Here is a 21,507-nt window from a genome sequence, read left to right as displayed (position 1 = left end):
ACAAAGAGAACCAAGCCTGGAGAGATAAGAATGAGTGGTCAACACCAAACGGCGCCTTACTACTTCGTGCCGGCACCCTCGCGCCATCCGGTGAGCTGCAGCGTCGGCCTGCTGGTGGTGCTGGCGTCGGCGGCGGCGTGGGTCAACGGACAATCGTGGGCACCGTGGACGGCACTCGCCGGCCTGCTGTGGGTGCTGTGGGTGCTGCGCAGCTGGTTCGGCGATTCGATCGCCGAGTCGGAGGGCGGCCTGTACGGCAAGCGCATCGACGTGTCCTACCGCTGGGGCATGAGCTGGTTCATCTTCTCCGAGGTGATGTTCTTCGCGGCATTCTTCGGCGCGCTGTTCTACGCACGCACGCTGGCCATGCCCTGGCTCGGCGATCTCGATAACAAGCTGCTGTGGCCCGACTTCACGGCTGTCTGGCCGAACACCGGCCCGGCCGGCGTGGTGGATGCCTTCGAGACGATGGGCCCGTGGCCGATCCCGACGCTCAACACGGCACTGCTGCTGACCTCGGGTGTCACGCTCACGATCTCGCACCACGCCCTGCGCGCGAACCATCGCGGCAGCGCGATCTTCTGGCTGTTCGCCACGGTGGTGCTGGGTGTCGTGTTCCTGGGCTTCCAGGCGTTCGAATATCACCACGCCTACACGGAACTGAACCTGAAGCTGACCTCGGGCGTGTACGGCTCGACGTTCTTCCTGCTCACCGGTTTCCACGGCTTCCACGTGATGCTCGGCGCGATCATGCTGTCCGTCATGCTGGTTCGCCTGATCAAGGGGCACTTCACGCCGGAGCATCACTTCGGGTTCGAAGGCGCGGCCTGGTACTGGCACTTTGTCGACGTCGTGTGGCTCGGGCTGTACGTCGTCGTCTACTGGCTCTGACGCTCGCACAGGCATCAGGCAGTCGGGACGCCGCCGGATTCCGGCGGCGTTTGCATTTGCGCCGGACGCGCGAGACACGCCAGACACGCCAGACACGATAGGTCAGTAGGGGTATTCGGTCCGAATCGGCCGGGTGAGGCGGGCGATGCGGCCTTATGTCGCATGGCGGCCGGGCTGTTCGGGTAACCGAGGGATTGCCTCCCATTGACGCGAAAGACGCGGCATCACGCAAGGGCCACCCGCATGGATGGCGCGCGGGTGCGGTGGTGCAGGGGCAGGACGGATGGGGTGCGGCGATTTGCCGCAGGTGGGTGGCGCGGGACTCAGTATCGTATGCCCGTGCTGTGAATCCAGCCCATCCAGTTGGCGAACAGGATGAGCAGGAACAGCGTCACCGACAGGCCGACGCGCACCATGAGCGAATGCACGGTGCGATTGGATCGGCCCTTGTCCCGCATCATGAAGAACAATGCGGACGCCAGACTGCCAAGAATCAGGACGAAGGCGATGGCAACGATGATGCGCATGATGTGTCCGATGACGGGAATGCGTCATTATCGGGCAACGCTCCCCCGCTGGCACGCTGCAATGCAGTGTGCGCCGTATGCGCCGCGTGTATCGGGAGTCGCGGCGAGCGTCATGCGTGTCGACCGTCAGTCAGACAAGGAACGTACGTGTTGAAAACCCTTTTGCGCGGCATGCGTCCGGTACCGACGCTGCTGATCGTGCTGGGCGTGCTGCTCACGGCGGCGCTCGGTGTGTGGCAGTACCAGCGTGCGCAGATGCGTCTGGCGCGTCAGGCGCAGATCGAGCATGCCGAGCAGGCTCCCGTGATCGCACTCGGCACGCAGACCTACGGCCTGGACGACGTGGCGAACCGACGTGTTCGCGTGACGGGCCGGTTTCTGCCGAACCGCGTGGTGTACCTCGACAATCGTCCGCGCAACGAACTGCCGGGCTTTTACGTGGTGATGGCGTTGCAGACGGCGCCGGATCACGTGGTGCTCGTCAATCGTGGCTGGATGCCGCGAGACCTGCGCGATCGCACGGCGATCATGCCGTACCCGACGCCCGAGGGCGAGGTCACGATCGAGGGAATCGCGCAGGCCGACCCGTCGCGCGCGTTCGAGCTTGGGCATGGCGGCTCGGCGGCCGGAATGAGCATTCGCCAGAATCTGGACGTGGCGGACTATGCGCGCGAGACCGCGCTGCCGCTGCAACCGTTTGTCGTCATGCAGACCAACGACACGGGCGATCACCTGCTGCGCGACTGGCCGGCGCCGGCGAGCGGGGCAGATCGCAACTATGGTTATATGGCGCAGTGGTTCGGCATGTCGCTGGTCCTCGCGCTGCTGGGGCTGCGGTTGGCTTACCGTCGCGGACGTCGGCTGGCCACGACGGGCAACGATTTCAAGCGGGCATAGTTGAGCATGAGTGAGACACGCATGAGTGCAGATGTCGGTTCCGGGCGCACGAATGGCCCCGCAAATCGCCGGGTCGATCCTTCCGATCCCGTGCAGCGGCGCCGCGCGCGGCGCATGCTGGTACTGCTGTTCGTCGTGTGCGCCGCACCGGCGATCGCGGCGTACCTGATGTACTACGTCTTCAAGCCGCAGGGCGGTACGTCCGCCTACGGCCAGCTGATCGAGCCGCAACGCCCGCTCCCCGCGCTGGTGGTGCATGACGACGAGACGGGTGAGGCTTTCCCGCTGTCGTCGCTCAAAGGCAAGTGGCTGATGATCAGCGCCGACACGGCCGCGTGCGACGAGAAGTGTGTGAGCAAGCTCTTCTACATGCGGCAGATCCGCGTGTTGCAGGGCAATGAGCGTACGCGCGTGGAAACGCTCTGGCTGGTGACGGACGCCGCTGCCGTGCCGCAGACGATCGACACCGCATATCCGGACACGCGGCGACTGCGTGCCGATCCGGTGGCGCTGGCGTCGTGGCTGCCCACGCAGGAGGGCACCGGGCTGCGTGACCACATCTATCTGGTCGACCCGTTGGGCAACCTGATGATGGCGTTTCCGAAGGACGCCGATCCGAGCAAGATCAAGCGTGATCTGTCTCGACTGCTCAAGTGGTCGGGGACGGGTTGAGGCGCTGAGGGGCCACGGCCCCGCATGATGAAACCGACCGGTCGCCCCCGAGGCGCGCCGGAATTGACGAAGAACTGACGTAAAACCGATGCTTTACCTTCTGGAACTGGGCTTCATCGGCCTGTGCATTGCCGTACTGCCGTTGGGTTGGGTGCTGCTGCGCCGAGACCCGAACAAGTACCGCAAGCTGGCCTGGGTGACGACCTTTCTCACGCTCGACCTGATCATGTTCGGCGGCTTTACGCGTCTGACGGACTCGGGACTCGGCTGTCCCGATTGGCCGGGGTGCTATGGCACGTCGTCGCCGTTCGCCGCGCATGCCGACATTCACGCCGCGCAGGTCATGCTGCCGAGCGGGCCGGTGACGTTCGTGAAGGCGTGGATCGAGATGATCCACCGCTATTTCGCCATGTCGGTGGGCGTACTCATCATCGTGTTGATGGTGATGGCCTGGGTCAAGCGCCGTGAACTGAAGCAATCGCCGTGGCTCGCGACGTGGCTGTTCGTGCTCGTGTGCGTGCAGGGCGCATTCGGCGCCTGGACGGTCACGATGAAGCTGCAGCCGATCATCGTCACCACGCATTTGATGTTGGCGCTCACTCTGTTGGGCTCGCTGGGATGGCTCGCATCGCGTCAGATGCCTCGTGATCGCGTAAGCGCCGATCCGGGCGCGCTGCGCTGGCGCTGGGCGGCGCTCATCGGACTGGCGTTGCTCGTTTTCCAGATTGCCCTTGGCGGATGGGTGAGTACCAACTACGCTGTATTGGCGTGTACGGATTTCCCGACGTGTCAGGGCCAGTGGGTGCCGCCGATGGACTTCCACAACGGTTTCAGGTTGTGGCGCGAACTGGGCAAGACGGCGGGCGGTGACGTGATTCCGATGGAAGCGCTGGTGGCCATCCATTGGGTGCACCGGACGTTTGCCGTCGTGGTGGTCGGGTATCTGGCGTGGCTCGCGACCCGGTTGCGGCGCCATGCGATGCTCAAGACGCCGTCGACGCTGGTGCTGGTGCTGGTGTTCGTGCAGTTCGCAACCGGGTTGTCGAACATCGTTTTCCAATGGCCGCTGCTCAACGCCATCGCCCACAACGGCGGGGCGGCCGTCCTGTTGCTTTTGCTTGTCATGTTAAACTACCGCATTCGCGCCGCCCGCAATGTCGCAGCGGCGCCTGTTGCGGCCAGCCTGAATCAGGCAGACCTTTTGGCCCGCCAGAAGCCCCTCCCGTCAGCGGAGCCGGCCGCCGCATCGATCGCCGGCGCCCCGACTGGCCCGGCGTAGCGCATTGCCTCTGAGTGTATGAAAAGTACGACCCTTCCCCATCCGCCGGCTAGCCGTATCGCACAATACTGGGCGCTGACCAAGCCCCGTGTGACGCAACTGGCCGTCTTCTGTGCCGTGATCGGCATGTTCCTGTCCACGCGCGGCATGGTGCCGTGGCAGGTGCTGATTGGCGGCACCATCGGCATCTGGCTGCTCGCCGGGTCTGCCTTCGCGGTGAACTGCCTGATCGAGCAACGCGTCGACGCGCTCATGCGCCGCACGGCGTGGCGTCCGTCCGCGCGTGGCGAGATCGCACCGTGGCAGATCATCGTCTTCTCGACGATCCTTGGCGCGGCCGGCATGGTCGTGCTCTATACGTTCACGAACGCGCTCACGATGTGGCTCACACTGGCCACGTTCGTCGGCTATGCGCTCATCTACACCATCATCCTCAAGCCCTCCACGCCGCAGAACATCGTGATCGGCGGCGCGTCGGGCGCGATGCCCCCGGCACTCGGCTGGGCCGCAGCGACTGGCGCCGTGCCGGCCGATGCGTGGATTCTGGTGCTCATCATCTTCGTCTGGACGCCGCCGCACTTCTGGGCGCTCGCGCTCTACCGCCGTCAGGACTACGTGAACTCGGGCCTGCCGATGTTGCCGATCACGCACGGCGAGAAGTACACGCGTCTGCAGATCCTGCTCTACAGCGTGGTGCTCTTTGCGGTGTCGCTGCTGCCGTTCGCGCATCGCATGAGCGGTTATTTGTACCTCGTGTCGGCTGTCGTGCTCTCGGGCATCTTCCTCGGGTATGCCGTCAAGCTGTGGCGCAATTATTCCGACGCGCTCTCGCGTTCGATGTTCCGGTACTCGATCGTCTACCTGTCGCTGCTGTTTGCGGCGCTGCTGATCGATCACTACGTGCAGATGTTCCTGCTGGGCTGAAGCCGGGGCCACTGCGAGGCATGGGCTTCGCCGAGGGCTGAGTCACGAAGACAGGCGCGTTACGGTATTCTTGACCGTCGCGCCTGTTGTCTTTTCGGAAGGCGTTTTTTCCATACGTTTTGGGGTCATGCGTTCATGAATCTTGCTGTCACCTGGTTGCGTCGCGCGATGTTGCTGTTGGGGGTGTCCGTGCTGCTCGCCGCATGCGGCAAAGAGGGGCCGACGTTCCAAAGCCTCGATATCACCGGCAATAAGGAGTTTGCGCAGAACTTCTCGCTGCAGGATCCACAGGGCCAGACGCGCACGCTCGCCGACTACAAGGGCCGCGCTGTCGTGATGTTCTTCGGCTATACGCATTGTCCGGACGTGTGTCCGACCACGATGGCCGAGCTCAATCAGGTGATGCAGAAACTCGGCCCGGATGACGCCAAGCGCGTGCAGGTGATTTTCGTGACGGTCGATCCGCAACGCGATACCCCCGAACTGATGGGCCAGTACGTGCCGGCGTTCAACCCGGCATTCGTGGGGCTGCGCCCGGCGGACGATGCGGCGCTCAAGGAAGTCACCAAGTCGTTCCGCGTCGTGGTCAACAAGGTCGAAGGCTCCACGCCGACGAACTACACGATCGATCACACGGCCGGGATCTATGTCTTCGATCCGAACGGTCAGTTGCGCCTGTTCATGCGCCCGGACGAGCCGGTCGATGCGATGGCGAAGGACCTGAAGACGTTGTTGAGTTAAGTCGATTCGCGGGGCGTCGTGGGGCATGCCACGTCGCCACGGTCCCGCAAACGAAAAACGCGCCCGAGGGGCGCGTTTTTTTATTGCCGTCAGCGTCAGAGCCCTAAGGGCCCTGAGCGTACCGGCGCCACTGACGCGGCACCGGTGTCATCAGGCTCAGTTGCCTTCCTGACTGCGACGCTCGAGGTCGTCATGCGCTTCGAACCACATCACGTTGATGATGCCGAAGGCCAGTGCGAGACCGAGGCCGAGAACCCAAGAGAAATACCACATGTCGCGACTCCTTGATCAGTACATCGTGTGCGGGTTGTCGTTGACGGCCTCGATCGTCACGCGGCCGCGAATCACGCGATACACCCAGCCGGTGTAAAGCAGGATGATCGGCAGGAAGACGACTACGGCGATCAGCATGATCTGCAGCGTGAGCTGGCTTGAGGTGGCGTCCCAGACGGTGAGGCTGCTGCCCGGAGCGGTCGACGAGGGCATCACGAACGGGAACATCGAGAAGCCGGCAGTGAGAATGATGCCGGCCATCATCAGCCCGGTCACAACGAACGTCCACGCATAGGCACGGCTCGTGGCGAGTAGCGCGGCGAGAAGGGCGCAAACGCATGCCACCACAGGCGCCGCGATCATCCACGGATACGTGTGGTAGTTCGCGAGCCACAGGCCCGGGCCGGTCGCGACCTGCTTGAACAGCGGGTTGGCCGGCGCGTCGGTCGCACCCATCTGCGTGATGACGAAGCCGTCGACATGCGTGGCGACGAGCACCCCGGCCAGGAGGAACAGCACCAGCGTGCCCAGCGCGGTGAAGCGCATGATGCGGCCCGCGCGTTGTGCCACGATCGGATCGGCCTTCATACGCAGGTGAGCCGCGCCGTGCGTGAGCAGCATGAGCAGGCTGACCAGGCCGCACAGCAGCGCGAACGGGTTCAACAGTGCCCAGAACGAGCCGGTGTAGGTGGAGCGCAGCGTGTTGTCGAACGAGAACGGCAGGCCGAGCAGCAGGTTGCCGAAGGCCACGCCGAACACCAGCGACGGCACCGTGCTACCCACGAACAGCGCCCAGTCCCACGAATTGCGCCAGCGTGCGCTCGGCAACTTGTTGCGATAGTCGAAGCCGACCGGTCGCAGGAACAGGGCGAAGAGCACGAGCAGCAGCGCCCAGTAGAGGCCCGAGAATGCGGCCGCATACACGAGCGGCCATGCGGCGAACATGGCGCCGCCCGCCGTCACGAACCAGACCTGGTTGCCTTCCCACGTCGGGGCCACGGTGTTGATGATGACGCGGCGTTCCGCGTCGGTCTTGCCGAGGAACGGCAACAGCGTGCCGGTGCCCATGTCGAAGCCGTCGAAGAAGGCGAAGCCGATCAGCAGCACGCCGATGAGCACCCACCAGATCAGCTTGAGTACGGTGTAATCGATCATCATGATGTTGTGTCTCCCTGACGATCAGGCCGATGCCGGACGGTCGGTGCCGTTCGCGCCTTCGGTCTCGAAGTGATAGCGGCCGGTATGCAGCGACGACGGGCCGAGCTTGATGTACTTCAGCATCAGGAACATTTCGATAACGAGCAGTGCGGTGTAGAAGAGCACGAAGCCCGCGAGGCTCAGATACAGGTCACCGGCCGAGAGCGACGACGTCGAGAGATGCGTCGGCAGAATGCCGGCGATGGTCCACGGCTGACGTCCCACTTCGGCAACGATCCAGCCGAATTCGGCAGCGAGCCACGGCAGCGGAATCGCCCACACGGTCCAGCGCAGGAACCAGGCCGAGCTCGGCTTGAGCAGGCGGCGGCGTGCGCACAGCCAGAAGGCCCACAGGAACGTGAACAGGAACAGGAAGCCCAGGCCGACCATGATGCGGAACGACCAGAACACGGGCGCGACCGGCGGGATGGTGTCGTTGGCGGCCATGTGGATCTGTTCCGGCGTGGCATCGACCACGTTCGGCGTGTACTTCTTGAGCAGCAGGCCGTAACCCAGGTCGTCCTTGTACTTCTCGAACTCGGCCTTCACTTCCGGCGACTTGTCGCCGCCGCGCAGCTTCTCGAGGGCCGCGAAGGCCAGCATGCCGCGCTTGATGTTGTCCTTGTGCTCGTCGCGCAGTTGCGACAGGCCGATGACCGGCGTGTCGATCGAGCGCGTGGCGATCAGGCCCATCGCCCAGGGAATCTTGACCGCGAAGTCGGTGCGCTCTTCCTTCTGGTTCGGGAAGCCGAACAGCGTGAACGATGCGGGCGGCGGAGACGTTTCCCACTCCGCTTCGATCGCGGCGAGCTTGACCTTCTGCACTTCACCCGTGGTGTAGCCCGATTCGTCGCCCAGCACGATCACCGAGAGTGTCGATGCCAGACCGAAGCCCGCAGCCACGGCGAACGAGCGCAGCGCGAACGGTACGTCGCGGCGCTTGAGCAGATACCACGCGGAGACCCCGAGCACGAACATGGCGGCGGTGACATAGCCGGCCGAAAGCGTGTGCACGAACTTCACCTGCGCGACCGGGTTGAAGATCACTTCCCAGATGCTGTTCAGCTCCATGCGCATGGTTTCGTAGTTGAAGTGCGCGCCGATCGGATTGTTCATCCAACCGTTCGCCACGAGAATCCACAGCGCCGAGAGGTTCGAGCCGAGCGCCACCGCGAACGTGGTCGCCAGGTGGCCGATGCGCGAGAGCTTGTCCCATCCGAAGAAGAACAGGCCCACGAACGTGGCTTCGAGGAAGAACGCCATCAGGCCTTCAATGGCGAGTGGCACACCGAAGATGTCGCCAACGTAGTGCGAGTAGTACGCCCAGTTGGTGCCGAACTGGAATTCCAGCGTGAGACCGGTGGTCACGCCCATCGCGAAGTTGATCAGGAAGAGCTTGCCCCAGAACTGGGTCATGTCCTTGTAGATCTGCTTGCCCGTCATTACATACACCGACTCCATGATGACGAGCAGCCATGACAGGCCGAGTGTGAGCGGGACGAACAGGAAGTGATACAGCGCCGTAGCGGCGAACTGCAAGCGCGAGAGGTCAACGACTTCGCTACTGATCATGGCGGACACCTTGACTTGGGGTGGGGGACTGCGTTTGCACTGCCTGCGGCCCGATCAGGGCGCGGGCCACGACGTCCGGCGGCAACTGCATGTGCTTGGCCATCGGTGCGTCGAAGAACGCATGTTTCAGAATAAACAGGAGTACTACCTTGATCGCGAGCACGACCAGGATTTCGACCATGAAACGGGAAGGGCGGGTACGCCAGCGCCTGACGATCCAGGCGAGGATGCCGGAGGCGACGGGGCGCGACGCGTCAGCGGGCGCGGCCGTGGCGGGAGGCTTCAGACTGCTAGGAGAGTGGGTGTCCATCCGTGACGGCTCCTGGCGTCGAAAGTCGTGATGTCGGAAAACAATGTCGACTTTCGGCGCATTTTGCCTTATCGCTTGAAAATGTCAAACCGCGGGGCTCGGGGGCGGATGACACGCAGATGACGCTGGTTCGATGCGGATCTGCCGCCACGACGGGCGACAGATGAGAAGCGGATTCGAGACAAGGTCCGGCGCGGCGAACGGCCCCCGGACCGTCCTTCGCACGTAGCATGGCCACGTACGAGCCGATTCTATCGACCGGTCATTCCTGCGACCTTGCGATGCATCAAGTCTTCGGCGAATGGACGAAGAACTTTCGATGTCCAATAAAAAAGCCCCGTGGGTCTCACGGGGCTTGATGGCCGGCGATGTGGCTCCGGCATGAAGGGTGTGCGTTGCGTGCGTGATGTGACTTATGTGGCAATTTGTCGCGTGGTTCGCGTTGCGGATGTTGCAATTGCCACACGATCCCGACGTGTCGGGACCACGCGATTATGCGTAGGCCTGCAACGCGCCTTTCATCTTCTTCATCGCGGCAACTTCGATCTGGCGAATGCGCTCGGCGGACACGCCGAACTCTTCCGCCAGCTCGTGCAGCGTGGCGCCGCCGCTACCGTCGTCGGCGACCGACAGCCAGCGCGCTTCGATGATGCGGCGGCTGCGCGGGTCGAGACGGCCCAGCGCGGTCTGCAGGCCGTCGCTTTGCAGATGGTCGCGCTCGCGTGCGGCGATCACGGCGGTCGGCTCCTGATGCGAGTCGGCCAGATAGGCGATCGGCGCGAAGGTCGCGCTTTCGCCGTCGTCACTGTGACCTTCGAGGGCGATATCGCCACCCGACATGCGCGTTTCCATCTCGATGACGTCTTCACGCTTGACGTTCAGGTCGCGTGCGACCTGATCGATTTCTTCCGGCGTGAAGGCCTGCAGGCCTTGCTTCTGGCTGCGCAGGTTGAAGAACAACTTGCGCTGGGCCTTGGTCGTGGCGACCTTGACCGTGCGCCAGTTGCGCAGCACGTACTCGTGAATCTCGGCCTTGATCCAGTGCATGGCGTACGACACGAGTCGGACACCCTGCGTCGGGTCGAAGCGCTTGACGGCCTTCATCAGGCCGATATTGCCTTCCTGGATCAGGTCGGCATGCGGCAGACCGTACCCGAGGTAGTTACGCGCGATCGATACCACCAGACGCAGGTGCGAGAGCACCAGCTGACGAGCAGCTTCGAGATCGTCGCTCTCACGCAGGCGCTTGGCGAGCGACTGCTCTTCCTCGGCGCTCAGCAGCGGAATGCGGTGGACAGCCTGAATATAGCTGTCGATATTGCCCAGACTGCCCGGCAGCATCAAAGCCGACGGGGCAAGAGCTAGGGCACGCGAAGTCGGCGCCGTGCCGGTGGCCGGCGTCGTCGGATGCAAAGTGGCGGCAGTACTCAAGTGGTGGACTCCTGGTTAGCCTCTGGGAAAACATTTTAGCACTCTCTTTCGATGAGTGCTAAAGACGTTAGAACCCTTACCGGACGGGAAGTTTCCGGCATCTCGGGGTTTTCCAGCACCCTCCGTCAAACGGTAGAAAGCACTGGCGCAAACGTCACGTGGATGGTGTAAATTGCAACCCAAGCCGCGCGCGTTTCGGGTGGCGAAGACGGGAGGTCAGCATGGCTGGGACGCATATTGACGCGGTACGTGAGCTCGAATCGGCGCGCTTTGACGCGATGATCGAGTGCGACGTCGAACAACTGGACGCGCTGCTGGCAGACGGTCTTCACTACGTGCATTCGAACGGCAAACGCGAGACCAAACGCGAATTTCTCGACGCGCTCAGCTCGGGCCGCCGACGCTACATCGACATCGACGTCAAGGCGCAGGAACTGCGCCAGTTCGGCGATACCGTGGTGGTCACCGGCAAGCTGCGTGTCGAGCTGGAAACGGCGACCGGCTCGCTCGAATCGCAAATGACCTATACGGCGGTTCACGTGCTCGAGGCCGATGTCTGGCACCTCATCTCGTGGCAGGCGACGCGCATGGCGTCGGCCGACTGAACGGCATACCCACTTCACACGACATCCGGCAATCGCCGGATTTCCCTTTCAAACAGGATGTTTGACGTGTTTCGGAATAAAATGTTCCGGAAAGTGCGTTAGCTTCTGTGAAGTTAAACGACGTGTTCGAATATCGGGCGAACGATGGTCCGGTGCGTCCGATGAATGTCCGAATGTCGACTGCAGGACATTTCGACGCCAGCCGGTGGGTTCAGGCAAGCCCCAATGCCTGACGGATCACTTCGACCTGCCGTGCGATCGGGGCCGGGACGGCGACGTCACCGGCCAGGACGGCCTCGATCCACCGGGCGGTGGTCGGGGCGTCGGCTGAGGGCAGCGTCGGTGGCGCGCCCGTAGCGCCTTCTTCTGCCGCTTGCCACAGCCGATGCGTGCCGTCGGAGAAGCCATCGATGGCTGCCTGGCGGCGGGCATCCGCGACGGGTTCACCTTCCGTGCCGCGCGAGAGCAGGACGCCCGGCGCCGGGCTGTTGACGGGCACGGCAAACAGCTCGCCGAGCGTGTCGTGATACTCCGGGTGTGTGTAGTTCACCAGCCGCAGGGCCGGTCCGGCGAACGGTTGCAGCAATTTCACGACCGTATGCCCGGAGTTGCGCACCCCCAGCGTGGCGCGCATTTCCAGCAGGCGTTCCAGCGCGGGCGACAGCGCCGCGATCGGCAGGTAGGCTACCCGGCGCGAGCGCAGCGCCGCTTCGGCCTCGTCGGCCGACTGGCAGGCGGCGTGGCCCAATTCGGCGAAGATGGCCTGCGTGCCGACGCGATTGGCACCGCTGTGATGCTGGCCGTGCACGAGCACGGGAATGCCCTCGCGGGCGAGCAGCAGCGCGAGCAGAGGCGTCAGGTTCGGTTGCTTGCGCGCGCCGTTGTAGCTGGGCAGCAGCACGGGCGGCGGGGCGTCGGCAGGGGCGGCGAGCGGCGTGAAGGTCGCATGCGCCGCATCGAGCATCGCGCGCAACTCGACGGGTGTCTCGCCCTTGATCCGGTAGGCGATCAGCACGCCGCCCAACGCCGCCGGCGTCACGCGGTCGGCGAGGATGGCATCGAAAAGCGTACGCGTTTCCTCCGCGCTGAGCGCGCGCGCCCCCTTGGCCCCGCGGGCGATGATTTTCAGAAGCGGCGCGCAGGCGAACGGCTCGGCAGAGGTCATGACACGTGGAGTCCGGATGGGTGAAGCGCCGGCGCGACACAGGTCGACGTTCCGGCACGAATCGATCCGCTCATGATACGCACTTGAGTGTCCCTGCGCCCAGCGCTTGCAGTACCATCTCGTGTTCGGACGCGACGCCCGATGCGCGCCATCGTCGCCAATGTTGCCGGGGTTCCCGGACTCCGGTGCCTGCCGCGTCCTCCCGTCGATTGCCCAACGTTAAACGCTTTCCGATTACCGAGGTTTGTCATGCCTACGCTGTACAGCTATTTCCGCAGTTCCGCCGCCTATCGCGTGCGGATTGCCCTGAACCTGAAGGGACTCGATTACGACACGGTGCCGGTGCATCTGGTGCGTGACGGCGGCGAGCAGCTCAAACCGGCGTATCGCGCACTGAACGTCAATGCGCTGGTGCCCACGTTTGTCGACGATGGCGTGAATCTGCACCAGTCGCTGGCCATCATCGAGTATCTGGAAGACGTGCACCCGACGCCCGCCCTGCTGCCGGCCGATCCGGTCGCACGCGCACAGGTGCGTGCCTTGTCGCTCGACATCGCCGCCGACATCCACCCGATCGACAACCTGCGCGTGCTGCGCTACCTCAAGCACGACCTGGGTGTGAGCGAGGACCAGAAGAACGCGTGGTACGTGCATTGGGTGACGGAAGGTTTCAAGGCGCTCGAGGCACGTCTGGCCGCACGTCCGACGCCGGGGACGTTCGTGTTCGGCGACACGCCGACGATGGCCGATTGCTGTCTGGTGCCGCAGGTGTACAACGCCACCCGCTTCAAGGTGGACATGACGCCGTTCCCGAACATCGCCGCCATCGACGCCCATTGCCAGACGCTCGACGCGTTCCGCCGCGCCGCGCCGGAAGCGCAACCGGACGCCGAGTAACCGGGGAGCGAGTCAGATTCAGATGATCGATCCGGCTTACTGGCGGGGCATGGCGCTCGGCGCCAGCCTCATCATCGCCATTGGCGCGCAGAATGCGTTCGTGTTGCGCCAGGGCATTCTCAGGCGTCACGTGGGCGTGGTCGTTGCCGTGTGCGCGATCTGCGACATGGTGCTGATCGCGGCGGGCGTGGCGGGCATGGGCGGGCTGATCGCGGCCTATCCGCGCTTCCTCACGGCGGTCACATGGGGTGGTGCGGCGTTCCTGTTCTGGTACGGCCTGCGCGCGTGGCGGGCGGCGTTTCGCGGTGCCGGCGCATTGCAGGCCGACGGCAGCCGCGCGGCCACGCAGGACATGAGCTGGCAGCGTGCGCTCGTGCTGGTGCTGATGCTCTCGCTGCTGAACCCGCATGTCTATCTCGACACGGTGATTCTGCTCGGCGGCATCGGTGCGCGCGAGGCGGCGCCGGGCAACGTCTGGTTCGCCGCGGGTGCGATGACGGCGTCCGTGCTGTGGTTCACCTTGCTGGGCTACGGGGCGCGCCTGCTCGCGCCGCTGTTTTCGCGAGCGCGCGCCTGGCAGATTCTCGATGGCGTCGTCGGTACGATGATGTGGGGACTCTGCGCGGGACTCATCGCCCAGCAACTGTAGCGACACTCGAGGCGGCGCTGTCGTCTCGCGTCACCCTGAAAACACAACGGCCCGCCACGTGAAGTGTGCGGGCCGTTGTGTTTTGCGGCATTACGCTCCGTTCGGCTCCGATGGGCGTCGAGGCGCGCTGGTGCCTGGCGCTTACCCGAGCAGGGCGTCGGCGAATTCGCGCGCCGAGAACGGCTGAAGGTCTTCGACCTTCTCGCCCACGCCGATGAAGTACACCGGCACCGGGCGTTGACGCGCAATCGCGGCCAGAATGCCGCCCTTGGCCGTGCCGTCGAGCTTGGTGACGATGAGGCCGGTGAGTTGCAGCGCGTCGTCGAAGGCCTTGACCTGCGCGAGAGCGTTCTGGCCGGTGTTGGCGTCGATCACGAGCAGCACTTCGTGCGGGGCGCCTTCGGCCGCCTTGGCCAGCACGCGCTTGATCTTCTTGAGCTCTTCCATCAGGTGAAGCTGCGTGGGCAGGCGACCGGCGGTGTCGGCCATCACGATGTCGATCTTGCGCGCGCGTGCGGCGTTCACGGCATCGAACACCACGGCTGCGGGGTCGCCACTTTCCTGTGCGACGACGGCAACGTTGTTGCGTTCGCCCCAGATCGTCAGTTGCTCGCGGGCCGCCGCGCGGAACGTGTCGCCCGCAGCGAGCAGCACGGACTGATCGTAATGCTGGAAGTGCTTGGCGAGCTTGCCGATGCTGGTCGTCTTGCCTGCGCCGTTCACGCCGGCAATCATCACGACCATCGGGGCGTCGCGGCCCAGCACGAGGCTCTGTTCGAGGGGTTGCAGCAACTCGACGAGCAGATCGTGCAAGGCACGCTTGACCTGTTCGCCTTCCGTCAGTCGTTCGGCCTTGACCTTCTTGCGCAGGGCGTCGATCAGGAACGCGGTGGCTTCCACACCGGCGTCGCTCATCAGCAGCGCGCCTTCGAGTTCTTCGAACAGGTTCTCGTCGACCTTCACGCCAACGAAGATGCCGGTGAGTCCGGCGCTGGTCTTGGACAGCCCGGCCTTCAGGCGGGTGAGCCACGAGCGCTTGGCCGCCGGCGCCGGGGCCGGGGCGGCCACGATCTCGCCGATGGCTTCACCGCTGGCGTCCTTCACGACGACCGGTGCAGGCGCAGGCGCCGGTTCGGGCGCAGCGGCCGTTGGGACATTCACCTTAACGGGTTCGGACTGCGCCGCATTTTCGGGGGCAGGCCGGGCCGTGCTTGCCGGGGCGGGGGCCGGTTGCGGGGCGGCGGGCGCCGGGGCATTCACCGGTGCTACGGGGGCGACAGGCTCGACGGGGCGGACCGGCTCGATCGGTGCGGCCGGGACGACAGGCGTGGCCGGCGCTTCAGGCTCCGGCGCAGGGGGCGGGGCGCTGTCGGGGTTGACGGTGCCGCCTTGCGGGACGGGCGATTGCGGTGTTTCCGGGGTTTGCGACCGGGCGGCCGTCGCGGCCGGTTCAACCGGTTCAATCGGCGCCACGGGCTCGACTGGTGCTACGGGGGACGCGGGGGAATCGACCGGTGCGGGACTCGTCTCGGCGGCTTTGTTACCGCCCGACTTGAAGCGCTTGAAGAAGCTGAACATTGGGTGACGAACTCGACGTGGGGGCGCGCAATCGGCGTGCGACTGTGATTTGACTAGCGATTCGCGCCGCACAAAACGCCCTACAATGGGCGGGTCGTTGTTTCCGACGCGGGAAATGCGACGTATTTTATCAGACGCGAATCGACGTCCACGACGGGCGAAAGGGGATCCATGACGGGAACCATGCGCTGGCGGCATGCCTTGGTCGGACTGACCGTGGCCGGGGTAATGAGCCTGAGCCATGCGGCCGACACGACGGGCAGCAAAACGACCGACAACACGTCGGAATTCACGTTATCGAACGGCCTGCGGCTGATCGTGCGCGAAGATCACCGGGCGCCGACGGTGGCCCATGTGGTCTGGTACCGCGCGGGCTCGATCGACGAGTTCAACGGCACCACGGGCGTGGCCCACGCCCTGGAGCACATGATGTTCAAGGGCACCAATACGGTGGGCGCGGGCCAGTTCTCGCGTCAGGTTGCCGCGCTCGGTGGACGTGAGAACGCCTTCACGAGCAAGGATTACACCGGCTACTTCGAGCAGACCGAGAAGTCGCGTCTGCCGGAAATGATGCGGCTCGAAGCTGACCGCATGGCCAACCTGACGCTCTCGGCGGAGGAATTCGCCAAGGAGATCCAGGTTGTCATGGAGGAGCGGCGTTTGCGGACCGACGATCAGCCGCGTGCGCTGCTGTACGAGCAGCTCATGGCGTCGGCATTGATCGCCAATCCGTACCGCCGTCCTATCGTCGGCTGGATGGACGATCTCCAGCACATGACCGTGCAGGACACGCGCGATTGGTACGAGCGCTGGTATGCGCCGAACAACGCCGTGGTCGTGGTGAGCGGCGACGTGGACGCCGCGCAGGTCAAGCAGATGGCGGAGAAGTACTACGGTCCGATCAAGTCGCACGTGTTGCCCGAGCGGCGCCCGCAGAACGAACCGGGCCAACTCGGCGTGCGTCGCATCTTCGTGAAGGCACCCGCCGAGAATCCGCACGTGATGCTCGCGTGGCGTGCGCCGCGGCTGACCGACATCGAGAAGGACGACGACGTCTATGCCCTGCAGGTGCTCTCCGCTGTACTCGACGGCTACGGCAATGCGCGTCTGACGAGCCGCCTGGTGCGTGAGCAGCGCATCGCGAACGACGTTGGTGCGAGCTATGACGGCGTGGGCCGCGGACCGCAGTTCTTCCTCCTTGACGGCACGCCTGCCCAGGGCAAGACCCCGGAGCAGATCGAGAAGGCGTTGCGTGCGCAGGTGGCCGATATCGCGGCGCACGGCGTGACGGAGGCGGAACTCAAGCGCGTGAAGGCGCAGGTGATCGCCGGGCAGATTTACAAACGCGACTCGGTATTCGGTCAGGCGATGGAAATCGGCGTGAACGAGATGTCGGGGATTTCCTGGCGACAGATCGACCGCATGCTCGAAAAGGTGAAGGCGGTAACGCCCGCACAGGTGCAGGCGGTGGCCGGCAAGTACTTCGGCGAAGACTCGTTGACGGTGGCGACACTGGTGCCGCAGCCGATCGACGAAGCGACACGCAAGCGCCGCGCCCAAGGGGCGGAAGACCTGAAGAACATGCGCTGAGAGGGCCACACGATGATGAAGATTTCTGCACTGTTGCGTGCGTTTTCCGTCCCCGCGCGCACGGGGTTGATGGCGGGTGTCGCCGCTGGCGCGCTCGTGGTTGCTGCGCCGTCGGCGCAGGCGGCGCTGCCGATTCAGAGCTGGATTGCGCCGTCCGGCGCGAAGGTGATGTTCGTGGAGAGCCGTTCGATCCCGATGATCGACCTGAACATCGATTTCGACGCAGGCAGCCGTTACGATCCGGCGGGCAAGTCAGGGCTGGCGCTGCTCACGGCCGGTCTGCTCGACTCGGGCGCGGCGGCAGCGGGGGGGCGTCCGGCAATGACCGAGGCGCAGATCGCCGACCGTTTCGCCGACGTAGGCGCCATGGAAGCGACGAGCGCCGGTCGCGACGCCGCGACGGTGACCATGCGCACGCTGTCGTCTGCCACCGAGCGCGATGCGGCGGTCAGTACGCTGGCGCAGTTCCTGCAGCACCCGACGTTCCCCGACGCCGTACTCAAGCGCGAAGCGGCGCGTCTGTCGGCGGCGATTGCCGAATCCGACACCAAGCCGGAGGCGATTGTGGAGAAGGCATTCCGCAGCGCCATCTACGGCAGCCATCCGTACGGCGTGACGCCCACCGTGGCCAGCGTGGGTGCGGTCAAGCGTGACGATCTCGTGCGTTTCTACCGCGATATGTACAGCCCGAAGCGGGCCGTCGTGACCATCGTCGGGGACATCGATCGTGCGCAGGCCGAGAAGCTCGTGTCATCGCTGACCGACGCCATGCCTGCGGGTATCACGCCGCCGGCCATGCCGCCGGTGGCGCCGCTGCGCAGTGCCGTTCAGATCGACCTGCCGCACCCGGCGGAACAGGCGCATATCGTGACGGGGCAGGCATCCTTCGCGCGCAACGACCCCGACTACTTCCCGCTGCTGGTGGGGAACTACGTGCTCGGTGGTGGCGGTTTCGTGTCGCGGCTGACGGCCGAAGTGCGCGAGAAGCGTGGCCTGACGTATGGCGTGTCGAGCAGCTTTTCGCCGCAGTTGCAGGAGGGGCCGTTCGAGATCAGTCTGCAGACGCGTCGCGAGCAGGCGCCCGAAGCACTGCGCGTCGTGCGCGAGACACTGGCGACGTTTGTGCAGGGCGGTCCGACCGATGCCGAGATTCAGGCCGCGAAGGACAACCTGACCAACGGGTTCCCGCTGCGCCTCGACAGCAACCGCAAGTTGCTGGCGAACGTGGCAGCCATCGGCTTCTACAACCTGCCGCTCGATTACCTCGACACGTGGACGCGCAATGTCGAGGCCGTGACTGCCGCGCAGGTGAAGGCGGCGTTTGCACGTCATGTGCAGCCGGATCGACTGGCCACCGTCGTGGTGGGGCCGAGCAACGTCTTCGGCACGGCGAGTGCCGGGGCGGCGGCGCCGAGCGGCGCTCAGCCTGCGACTGGCGCCAAAGCGAAATGATGGCGGCATCGTGAATGCGCGTGCGTCGCGCTGACGCACGCATCGCGGCACTGTCATCGCGCAGATCGCGCTAAAGGCAAAACGGCACCGGGGTCTTTCCGGTCCCGGTTTGCATTAATGCCTGCGATGCCTGCGATGCCTGCGATGCCTGCGATGCCTGCGATGCCTGCGATGCCCAGGGCGACTGCGACGCGCCGTGGCGCTACCGCAAGATTCGGCGGCGCAGGAGCACGAGCGCAACGGCGAAACCCACCACCGCGTAGACGAGCAGCGCGCCCGCGTGCAGCCACGGCAGATCGATGGTGCGTCCGAGCATCGCGGGGCGGATCAACGCCACGGCGTGCGCGAGCGGCAACCACTCCGTCACGTGACGCGCCGCTGCAGGCAATTGCGATAGCGGGAAGAAGACCCCCGAGAGCAACAGCATCGGTGTCATGACAAGCGTCTGGTAGAACATGAAGAAGTCGTAGCTCGGCGCGAGTGCCGTCATGACCATCGCCAGACTCGCGAACGCCAGACCCGCGAGGGCAATCGCGGGTAACACGACGGGCAGGCTGTCCAGGCGCGCGTAGCCCAGCACGCTGGCCACCAGCAGGATCGCAATGCCCGAGAGCACCGCCTTGCTCGCCGCCCACACGACTTCACCGAGTACGACGTCGCCCAACGTGAGCGGCGTGTGCATGAGTGCCTCCCACGTACGTTGCACATGCATGCGCGAGAAGCCCGAATACATCGACTCGAAGCTCGCCGAGAACATCACGCTGGAGCCGACCGTGCCCGCAGCGAGAAACGCGATGTACGACGTGCCGTCGACTTCGCCGACCATCATGCCGAGACCGAAGCCGAGACCGAACAGGTAGATCATCGGGTCGGCCAGATTGCCGAACATCGATGCGATGGCGAGCTTGCGCCAGACCAGGAAGTTGCGCCGCCAGACTCCCATCCAGGACATCGCATTCGGCAAGTAGCGCGGCGTTTGCGGCGAGCGTATGTGCGACGCGGTGGCAGCTGCCGGTCGTGCGCCGTGACGGTTCGCGTCCGTCGCTTCAGTCAGCCCGCCGGGTGGCTGGCGATCATCTTCAGTCATCGCGCATCTCCCGTCCGGTGAGTTTGAGGAAGACGTCCTCGAGGTTGGCGCGTCGGTGGAGATAACGCACACCGGGTTGATCCTGCAGAGCGTTCACGAGCGGCGCGGCATCGCGCACGTAGCAGAAGTGCGTCTCGCCGCTCGTCTCGATGCGCACGGCCAGCGGCGCCAGGTGTGCGAGCAGCGCGGGCGGTACGTCGCCGAAGACTTCCACGACGTCGCAACCGATCTCGCGTGCAATGAGTTCGGGCGGGGTGCCTTGTGCGATCTTGCGTCCGGCATCGATCACGCACAGCCGATGACACAGACGCTCGGCTTCCTCCATGAAATGGGTCGTGAGCAGAATCGTCTTGCCTTCGTTCATCAGCGACTTGAGACGCTCCCAGATCAGGTGCCGCGCCTGCGGATCGAGACCCGTGGTGGGCTCGTCGAGGATCAGCAGGTCGGGGTTGTTGATGAGGGCACGCGCGAGCGTGAGACGCCGCTTCATGCCGCCCGAGAGCTGGCCCACGCGGGCATCGGCCTTCGATTCGAGGCGCGCAAAGGCGAGCAGGGCGGGCACGCGCTCGCGAATATCGGCGGAGGAGAGTCCGAAATAGCGACCGAACACGGCCAGATTCTCGCGAACGGTGAAGTCGGGGTCCAGATTGTCGAACTGCGGCACGACACCGACTCGACGCCGGGCTTCCGGGGCGAGGCGAGGGACGGGCATGCCGCCGAGGCGTATCTCGCCGGCGTCCGGGGTGACCAGGCCGAGCATCATGCGCAGCGTGGTGGTCTTGCCCGCGCCGTTGGGGCCCAGCAGGCCGAAACACTCGCCGGGCGCCACCTGCAGTGACAGATGATCGACGACAGGGCGGCCGTCGTAGGCCTTGCATAGCTCAACTACCTCGATGGCGGCTTCGGTCATGGCGGATCGGGCGGTCTCCTGTGGGGCGGCCGGGCGTTCTCATGCGTTCACCCGCCGGGATTGGCGCATCGTCGTGTTCCTCGTTAGCCCTTATGGGGCATGGGACAGGGGCGATGTGGTATGTTTCGCCTCAACAATGTAGCGTGAATTGTCATGATTTTGGATTTTGTGCGTGCGCCGTGGGGCGTGCGATCTCATTCTCGCACCGGTGATGGTGCGTCCGGCAACGCTGCGCAACGGGGGAAGGTATGAAGTCCGGGGCAGGCAACGTGGCTCGCGGCGCACCGCAGCAGGTGCGCATCATCGGCGGACAGTGGAAACGAACGCCCCTCCCGGTGCCGCCGGGGGACGGGCTGCGTCCCACGCCGGACCGTGTGCGCGAGACGCTCTTCAACTGGCTCGGGCAGGACCTGAGCGGCATGCAGTGCCTCGACGCATTCGCCGGCAGCGGTGCGCTGGGTTTCGAGGCGGCTTCGCGTGGTGCCTCGCGGGTGCTGATGGTCGAGTATGCCGCGCCGGCGGTGCGTCAGTTGCGCGCGAATCAGGCCAAACTCGGTGCCGATCAGATCGAGATCGTGCAGGCCGACGCGAGACGCCTGATAACCACACTGGCGCCCGGGGCTTTTGACGTGATCTTTCTCGATCCGCCGTTTGCCAGCGGATGGCTGAACGACTTGCTGGCTCCGGCGGCACGGCTGCTCACGCCGAACGGCGTGATCTACGCGGAATCCGACGTGCCGCTGGAAGACGACGCGCTGGCCGCGCTCGACCTTGCGTGTCTGCGCCGGGCGAAAGCCGGAGCGGTGCATTATCATTTGCTTGAATCGATTCCGAAAACCTAGAGACCACAATGAACAAGT

The 21,507-nt window shown here is 64.8% G+C and carries 22 protein-coding genes; 12 read left to right on the top strand and 10 right to left on the bottom strand.

Going from position 1 to position 21,507, the window contains the following annotated elements; genetic code table 11:
- The first annotated feature begins 30 nt into the window (after positions 1 to 30).
- A complete protein-coding gene (locus ABWO90_RS06785; RefSeq protein WP_353190429.1) occupies positions 31 to 891 on the top strand; it encodes a cytochrome c oxidase subunit 3 in 861 nt (286 codons plus the stop codon).
- A 323-nt stretch (positions 892 to 1,214) separates the two neighbouring features.
- Here ABWO90_RS06785 and ABWO90_RS06780 read toward each other — a convergent pair whose 3' ends face one another.
- Positions 1,215 to 1,418, bottom strand: a complete 204-nt coding sequence (locus tag ABWO90_RS06780) for a twin transmembrane helix small protein (RefSeq protein WP_023597799.1) — start codon at positions 1,416 to 1,418, stop codon at positions 1,215 to 1,217.
- 171 nt (positions 1,419 to 1,589) lie between these two features.
- On the opposite strand from ABWO90_RS06780, the gene ABWO90_RS06775 reads away from it, so the two are divergent.
- The 5 genes from ABWO90_RS06775 (at position 1,590) to ABWO90_RS06755 (ending at position 5,931) form a co-directional block, all read left to right on the top strand.
- Entirely contained in the window at positions 1,590 to 2,315 is a 726-nt protein-coding gene (locus tag ABWO90_RS06775; protein ID WP_502922560.1) for an SURF1 family protein, read from the top strand.
- A 21-nt stretch (positions 2,316 to 2,336) separates the two neighbouring features.
- Positions 2,337 to 2,987 (top strand): SCO family protein, encoded by a 651-nt coding sequence (locus ABWO90_RS06770; RefSeq protein ID WP_502922555.1) that lies wholly within the window; start codon positions 2,337 to 2,339, stop codon positions 2,985 to 2,987.
- A gap of 88 nt (positions 2,988 to 3,075) precedes the next feature.
- Complete coding sequence (locus ABWO90_RS06765; RefSeq protein ID WP_353190427.1) at positions 3,076 to 4,266, top strand: COX15/CtaA family protein; 1,191 nt, start codon at positions 3,076 to 3,078, stop codon at positions 4,264 to 4,266.
- A gap of 18 nt (positions 4,267 to 4,284) precedes the next feature.
- On the top strand, positions 4,285 to 5,190 hold the full coding sequence (gene cyoE, locus ABWO90_RS06760) for a heme o synthase (protein ID WP_353190426.1): 906 nt from the start codon (positions 4,285 to 4,287) through the stop codon (positions 5,188 to 5,190).
- A gap of 135 nt (positions 5,191 to 5,325) precedes the next feature.
- Entirely contained in the window at positions 5,326 to 5,931 is a 606-nt protein-coding gene (locus ABWO90_RS06755; protein WP_353190425.1) for an SCO family protein, read from the top strand.
- A 156-nt stretch (positions 5,932 to 6,087) separates the two neighbouring features.
- Here the strand turns inward: ABWO90_RS06755 and cydX are convergent, their stop codons facing one another.
- The 5 genes from cydX to rpoH form a co-directional block, all read right to left on the bottom strand.
- Positions 6,088 to 6,204 (bottom strand): cytochrome bd-I oxidase subunit CydX, encoded by a 117-nt coding sequence (cydX, locus tag ABWO90_RS06750; RefSeq protein WP_150682974.1) that lies wholly within the window; start codon positions 6,202 to 6,204, stop codon positions 6,088 to 6,090.
- Between the two features lie 15 nt (positions 6,205 to 6,219).
- Positions 6,220 to 7,356 (bottom strand): cytochrome d ubiquinol oxidase subunit II, encoded by a 1,137-nt coding sequence (cydB, locus tag ABWO90_RS06745; protein WP_353190507.1) that lies wholly within the window; start codon positions 7,354 to 7,356, stop codon positions 6,220 to 6,222.
- A gap of 27 nt (positions 7,357 to 7,383) precedes the next feature.
- Positions 7,384 to 8,973: a cytochrome ubiquinol oxidase subunit I gene (locus tag ABWO90_RS06740; RefSeq protein WP_353190424.1), complete on the bottom strand. Its 1,590-nt coding sequence runs from the start codon at positions 8,971 to 8,973 to the stop codon at positions 7,384 to 7,386.
- On the bottom strand, positions 8,963 to 9,283 hold the full coding sequence (gene cydP, locus ABWO90_RS06735) for a cytochrome oxidase putative small subunit CydP (protein WP_353190423.1): 321 nt from the start codon (positions 9,281 to 9,283) through the stop codon (positions 8,963 to 8,965). Before cydP ends, ABWO90_RS06740 begins: the two co-directional genes overlap by 11 nt.
- Positions 9,284 to 9,775: 492 nt before the next feature.
- Complete coding sequence (gene rpoH / locus ABWO90_RS06730) at positions 9,776 to 10,714, bottom strand: RNA polymerase sigma factor RpoH (protein WP_353190422.1); 939 nt, start codon at positions 10,712 to 10,714, stop codon at positions 9,776 to 9,778.
- Positions 10,715 to 10,935: 221 nt separating this feature from the next.
- Between rpoH and ABWO90_RS06725 the strand changes: the two genes are divergently transcribed.
- Positions 10,936 to 11,319 carry a nuclear transport factor 2 family protein gene (locus tag ABWO90_RS06725; protein WP_353190421.1) on the top strand — a complete coding sequence of 128 codons (384 nt, stop codon included), beginning with the start codon at positions 10,936 to 10,938 and terminating at the stop codon, positions 11,317 to 11,319.
- Between the two features lie 211 nt (positions 11,320 to 11,530).
- Here ABWO90_RS06725 and ybiB read toward each other — a convergent pair whose 3' ends face one another.
- The gene (gene ybiB / locus ABWO90_RS06720) at positions 11,531 to 12,484 is read right to left on the bottom strand and encodes a DNA-binding protein YbiB (protein ID WP_353190420.1); all 954 of its coding nucleotides are present in this window, start codon (positions 12,482 to 12,484) and stop codon (positions 11,531 to 11,533) included.
- A gap of 249 nt (positions 12,485 to 12,733) precedes the next feature.
- Here ybiB and maiA point away from each other — a divergent pair, with 249 nt between their 5' ends.
- Positions 12,734 to 13,381 carry a maleylacetoacetate isomerase gene (gene maiA / locus ABWO90_RS06715; RefSeq protein ID WP_353190419.1) on the top strand — a complete coding sequence of 216 codons (648 nt, stop codon included), beginning with the start codon at positions 12,734 to 12,736 and terminating at the stop codon, positions 13,379 to 13,381.
- Between the two features lie 22 nt (positions 13,382 to 13,403).
- Positions 13,404 to 14,030, top strand: coding sequence for a LysE/ArgO family amino acid transporter (locus tag ABWO90_RS06710; protein WP_353190418.1), 627 nt, complete (start codon positions 13,404 to 13,406; stop codon positions 14,028 to 14,030).
- Between the two features lie 141 nt (positions 14,031 to 14,171).
- Here the strand turns inward: ABWO90_RS06710 and ftsY are convergent, their stop codons facing one another.
- Positions 14,172 to 15,608, bottom strand: coding sequence for a signal recognition particle-docking protein FtsY (gene ftsY, locus ABWO90_RS06705; protein WP_353190417.1), 1,437 nt, complete (start codon positions 15,606 to 15,608; stop codon positions 14,172 to 14,174).
- 171 nt (positions 15,609 to 15,779) lie between these two features.
- On the opposite strand from ftsY, the gene ABWO90_RS06700 reads away from it, so the two are divergent.
- Both ABWO90_RS06700 and ABWO90_RS06695 read left to right on the top strand, forming a co-directional pair.
- The gene (locus tag ABWO90_RS06700; RefSeq protein WP_502922554.1) at positions 15,780 to 17,198 is read left to right on the top strand and encodes a M16 family metallopeptidase; all 1,419 of its coding nucleotides are present in this window, start codon (positions 15,780 to 15,782) and stop codon (positions 17,196 to 17,198) included.
- Positions 17,199 to 17,210: 12 nt separating this feature from the next.
- Positions 17,211 to 18,650, top strand: coding sequence for a M16 family metallopeptidase (locus ABWO90_RS06695; protein ID WP_353190416.1), 1,440 nt, complete (start codon positions 17,211 to 17,213; stop codon positions 18,648 to 18,650).
- A gap of 202 nt (positions 18,651 to 18,852) precedes the next feature.
- Here the strand turns inward: ABWO90_RS06695 and ABWO90_RS06690 are convergent, their stop codons facing one another.
- On the bottom strand, positions 18,853 to 19,737 hold the full coding sequence (locus tag ABWO90_RS06690) for an ABC transporter permease (RefSeq protein WP_353190415.1): 885 nt from the start codon (positions 19,735 to 19,737) through the stop codon (positions 18,853 to 18,855).
- A complete protein-coding gene (gene nodI / locus ABWO90_RS06685) occupies positions 19,730 to 20,647 on the bottom strand; it encodes a nodulation factor ABC transporter ATP-binding protein NodI (RefSeq protein ID WP_353190414.1) in 918 nt (305 codons plus the stop codon). Before nodI ends, ABWO90_RS06690 begins: the two co-directional genes overlap by 8 nt.
- 248 nt (positions 20,648 to 20,895) lie before the next feature.
- Here nodI and rsmD point away from each other — a divergent pair, with 248 nt between their 5' ends.
- A complete protein-coding gene (rsmD, locus tag ABWO90_RS06680) occupies positions 20,896 to 21,489 on the top strand; it encodes a 16S rRNA (guanine(966)-N(2))-methyltransferase RsmD (protein ID WP_353190413.1) in 594 nt (197 codons plus the stop codon).
- The last annotated feature ends 18 nt before the right edge of the window (positions 21,490 to 21,507 follow it).

Source organism: Pandoraea pnomenusa (genome assembly GCF_040391475.1).
GTDB lineage: Bacteria > Pseudomonadota > Gammaproteobacteria > Burkholderiales > Burkholderiaceae > Pandoraea > Pandoraea pnomenusa_C.
This window is presented reverse-complemented; position numbering and strand designations above follow the sequence as displayed.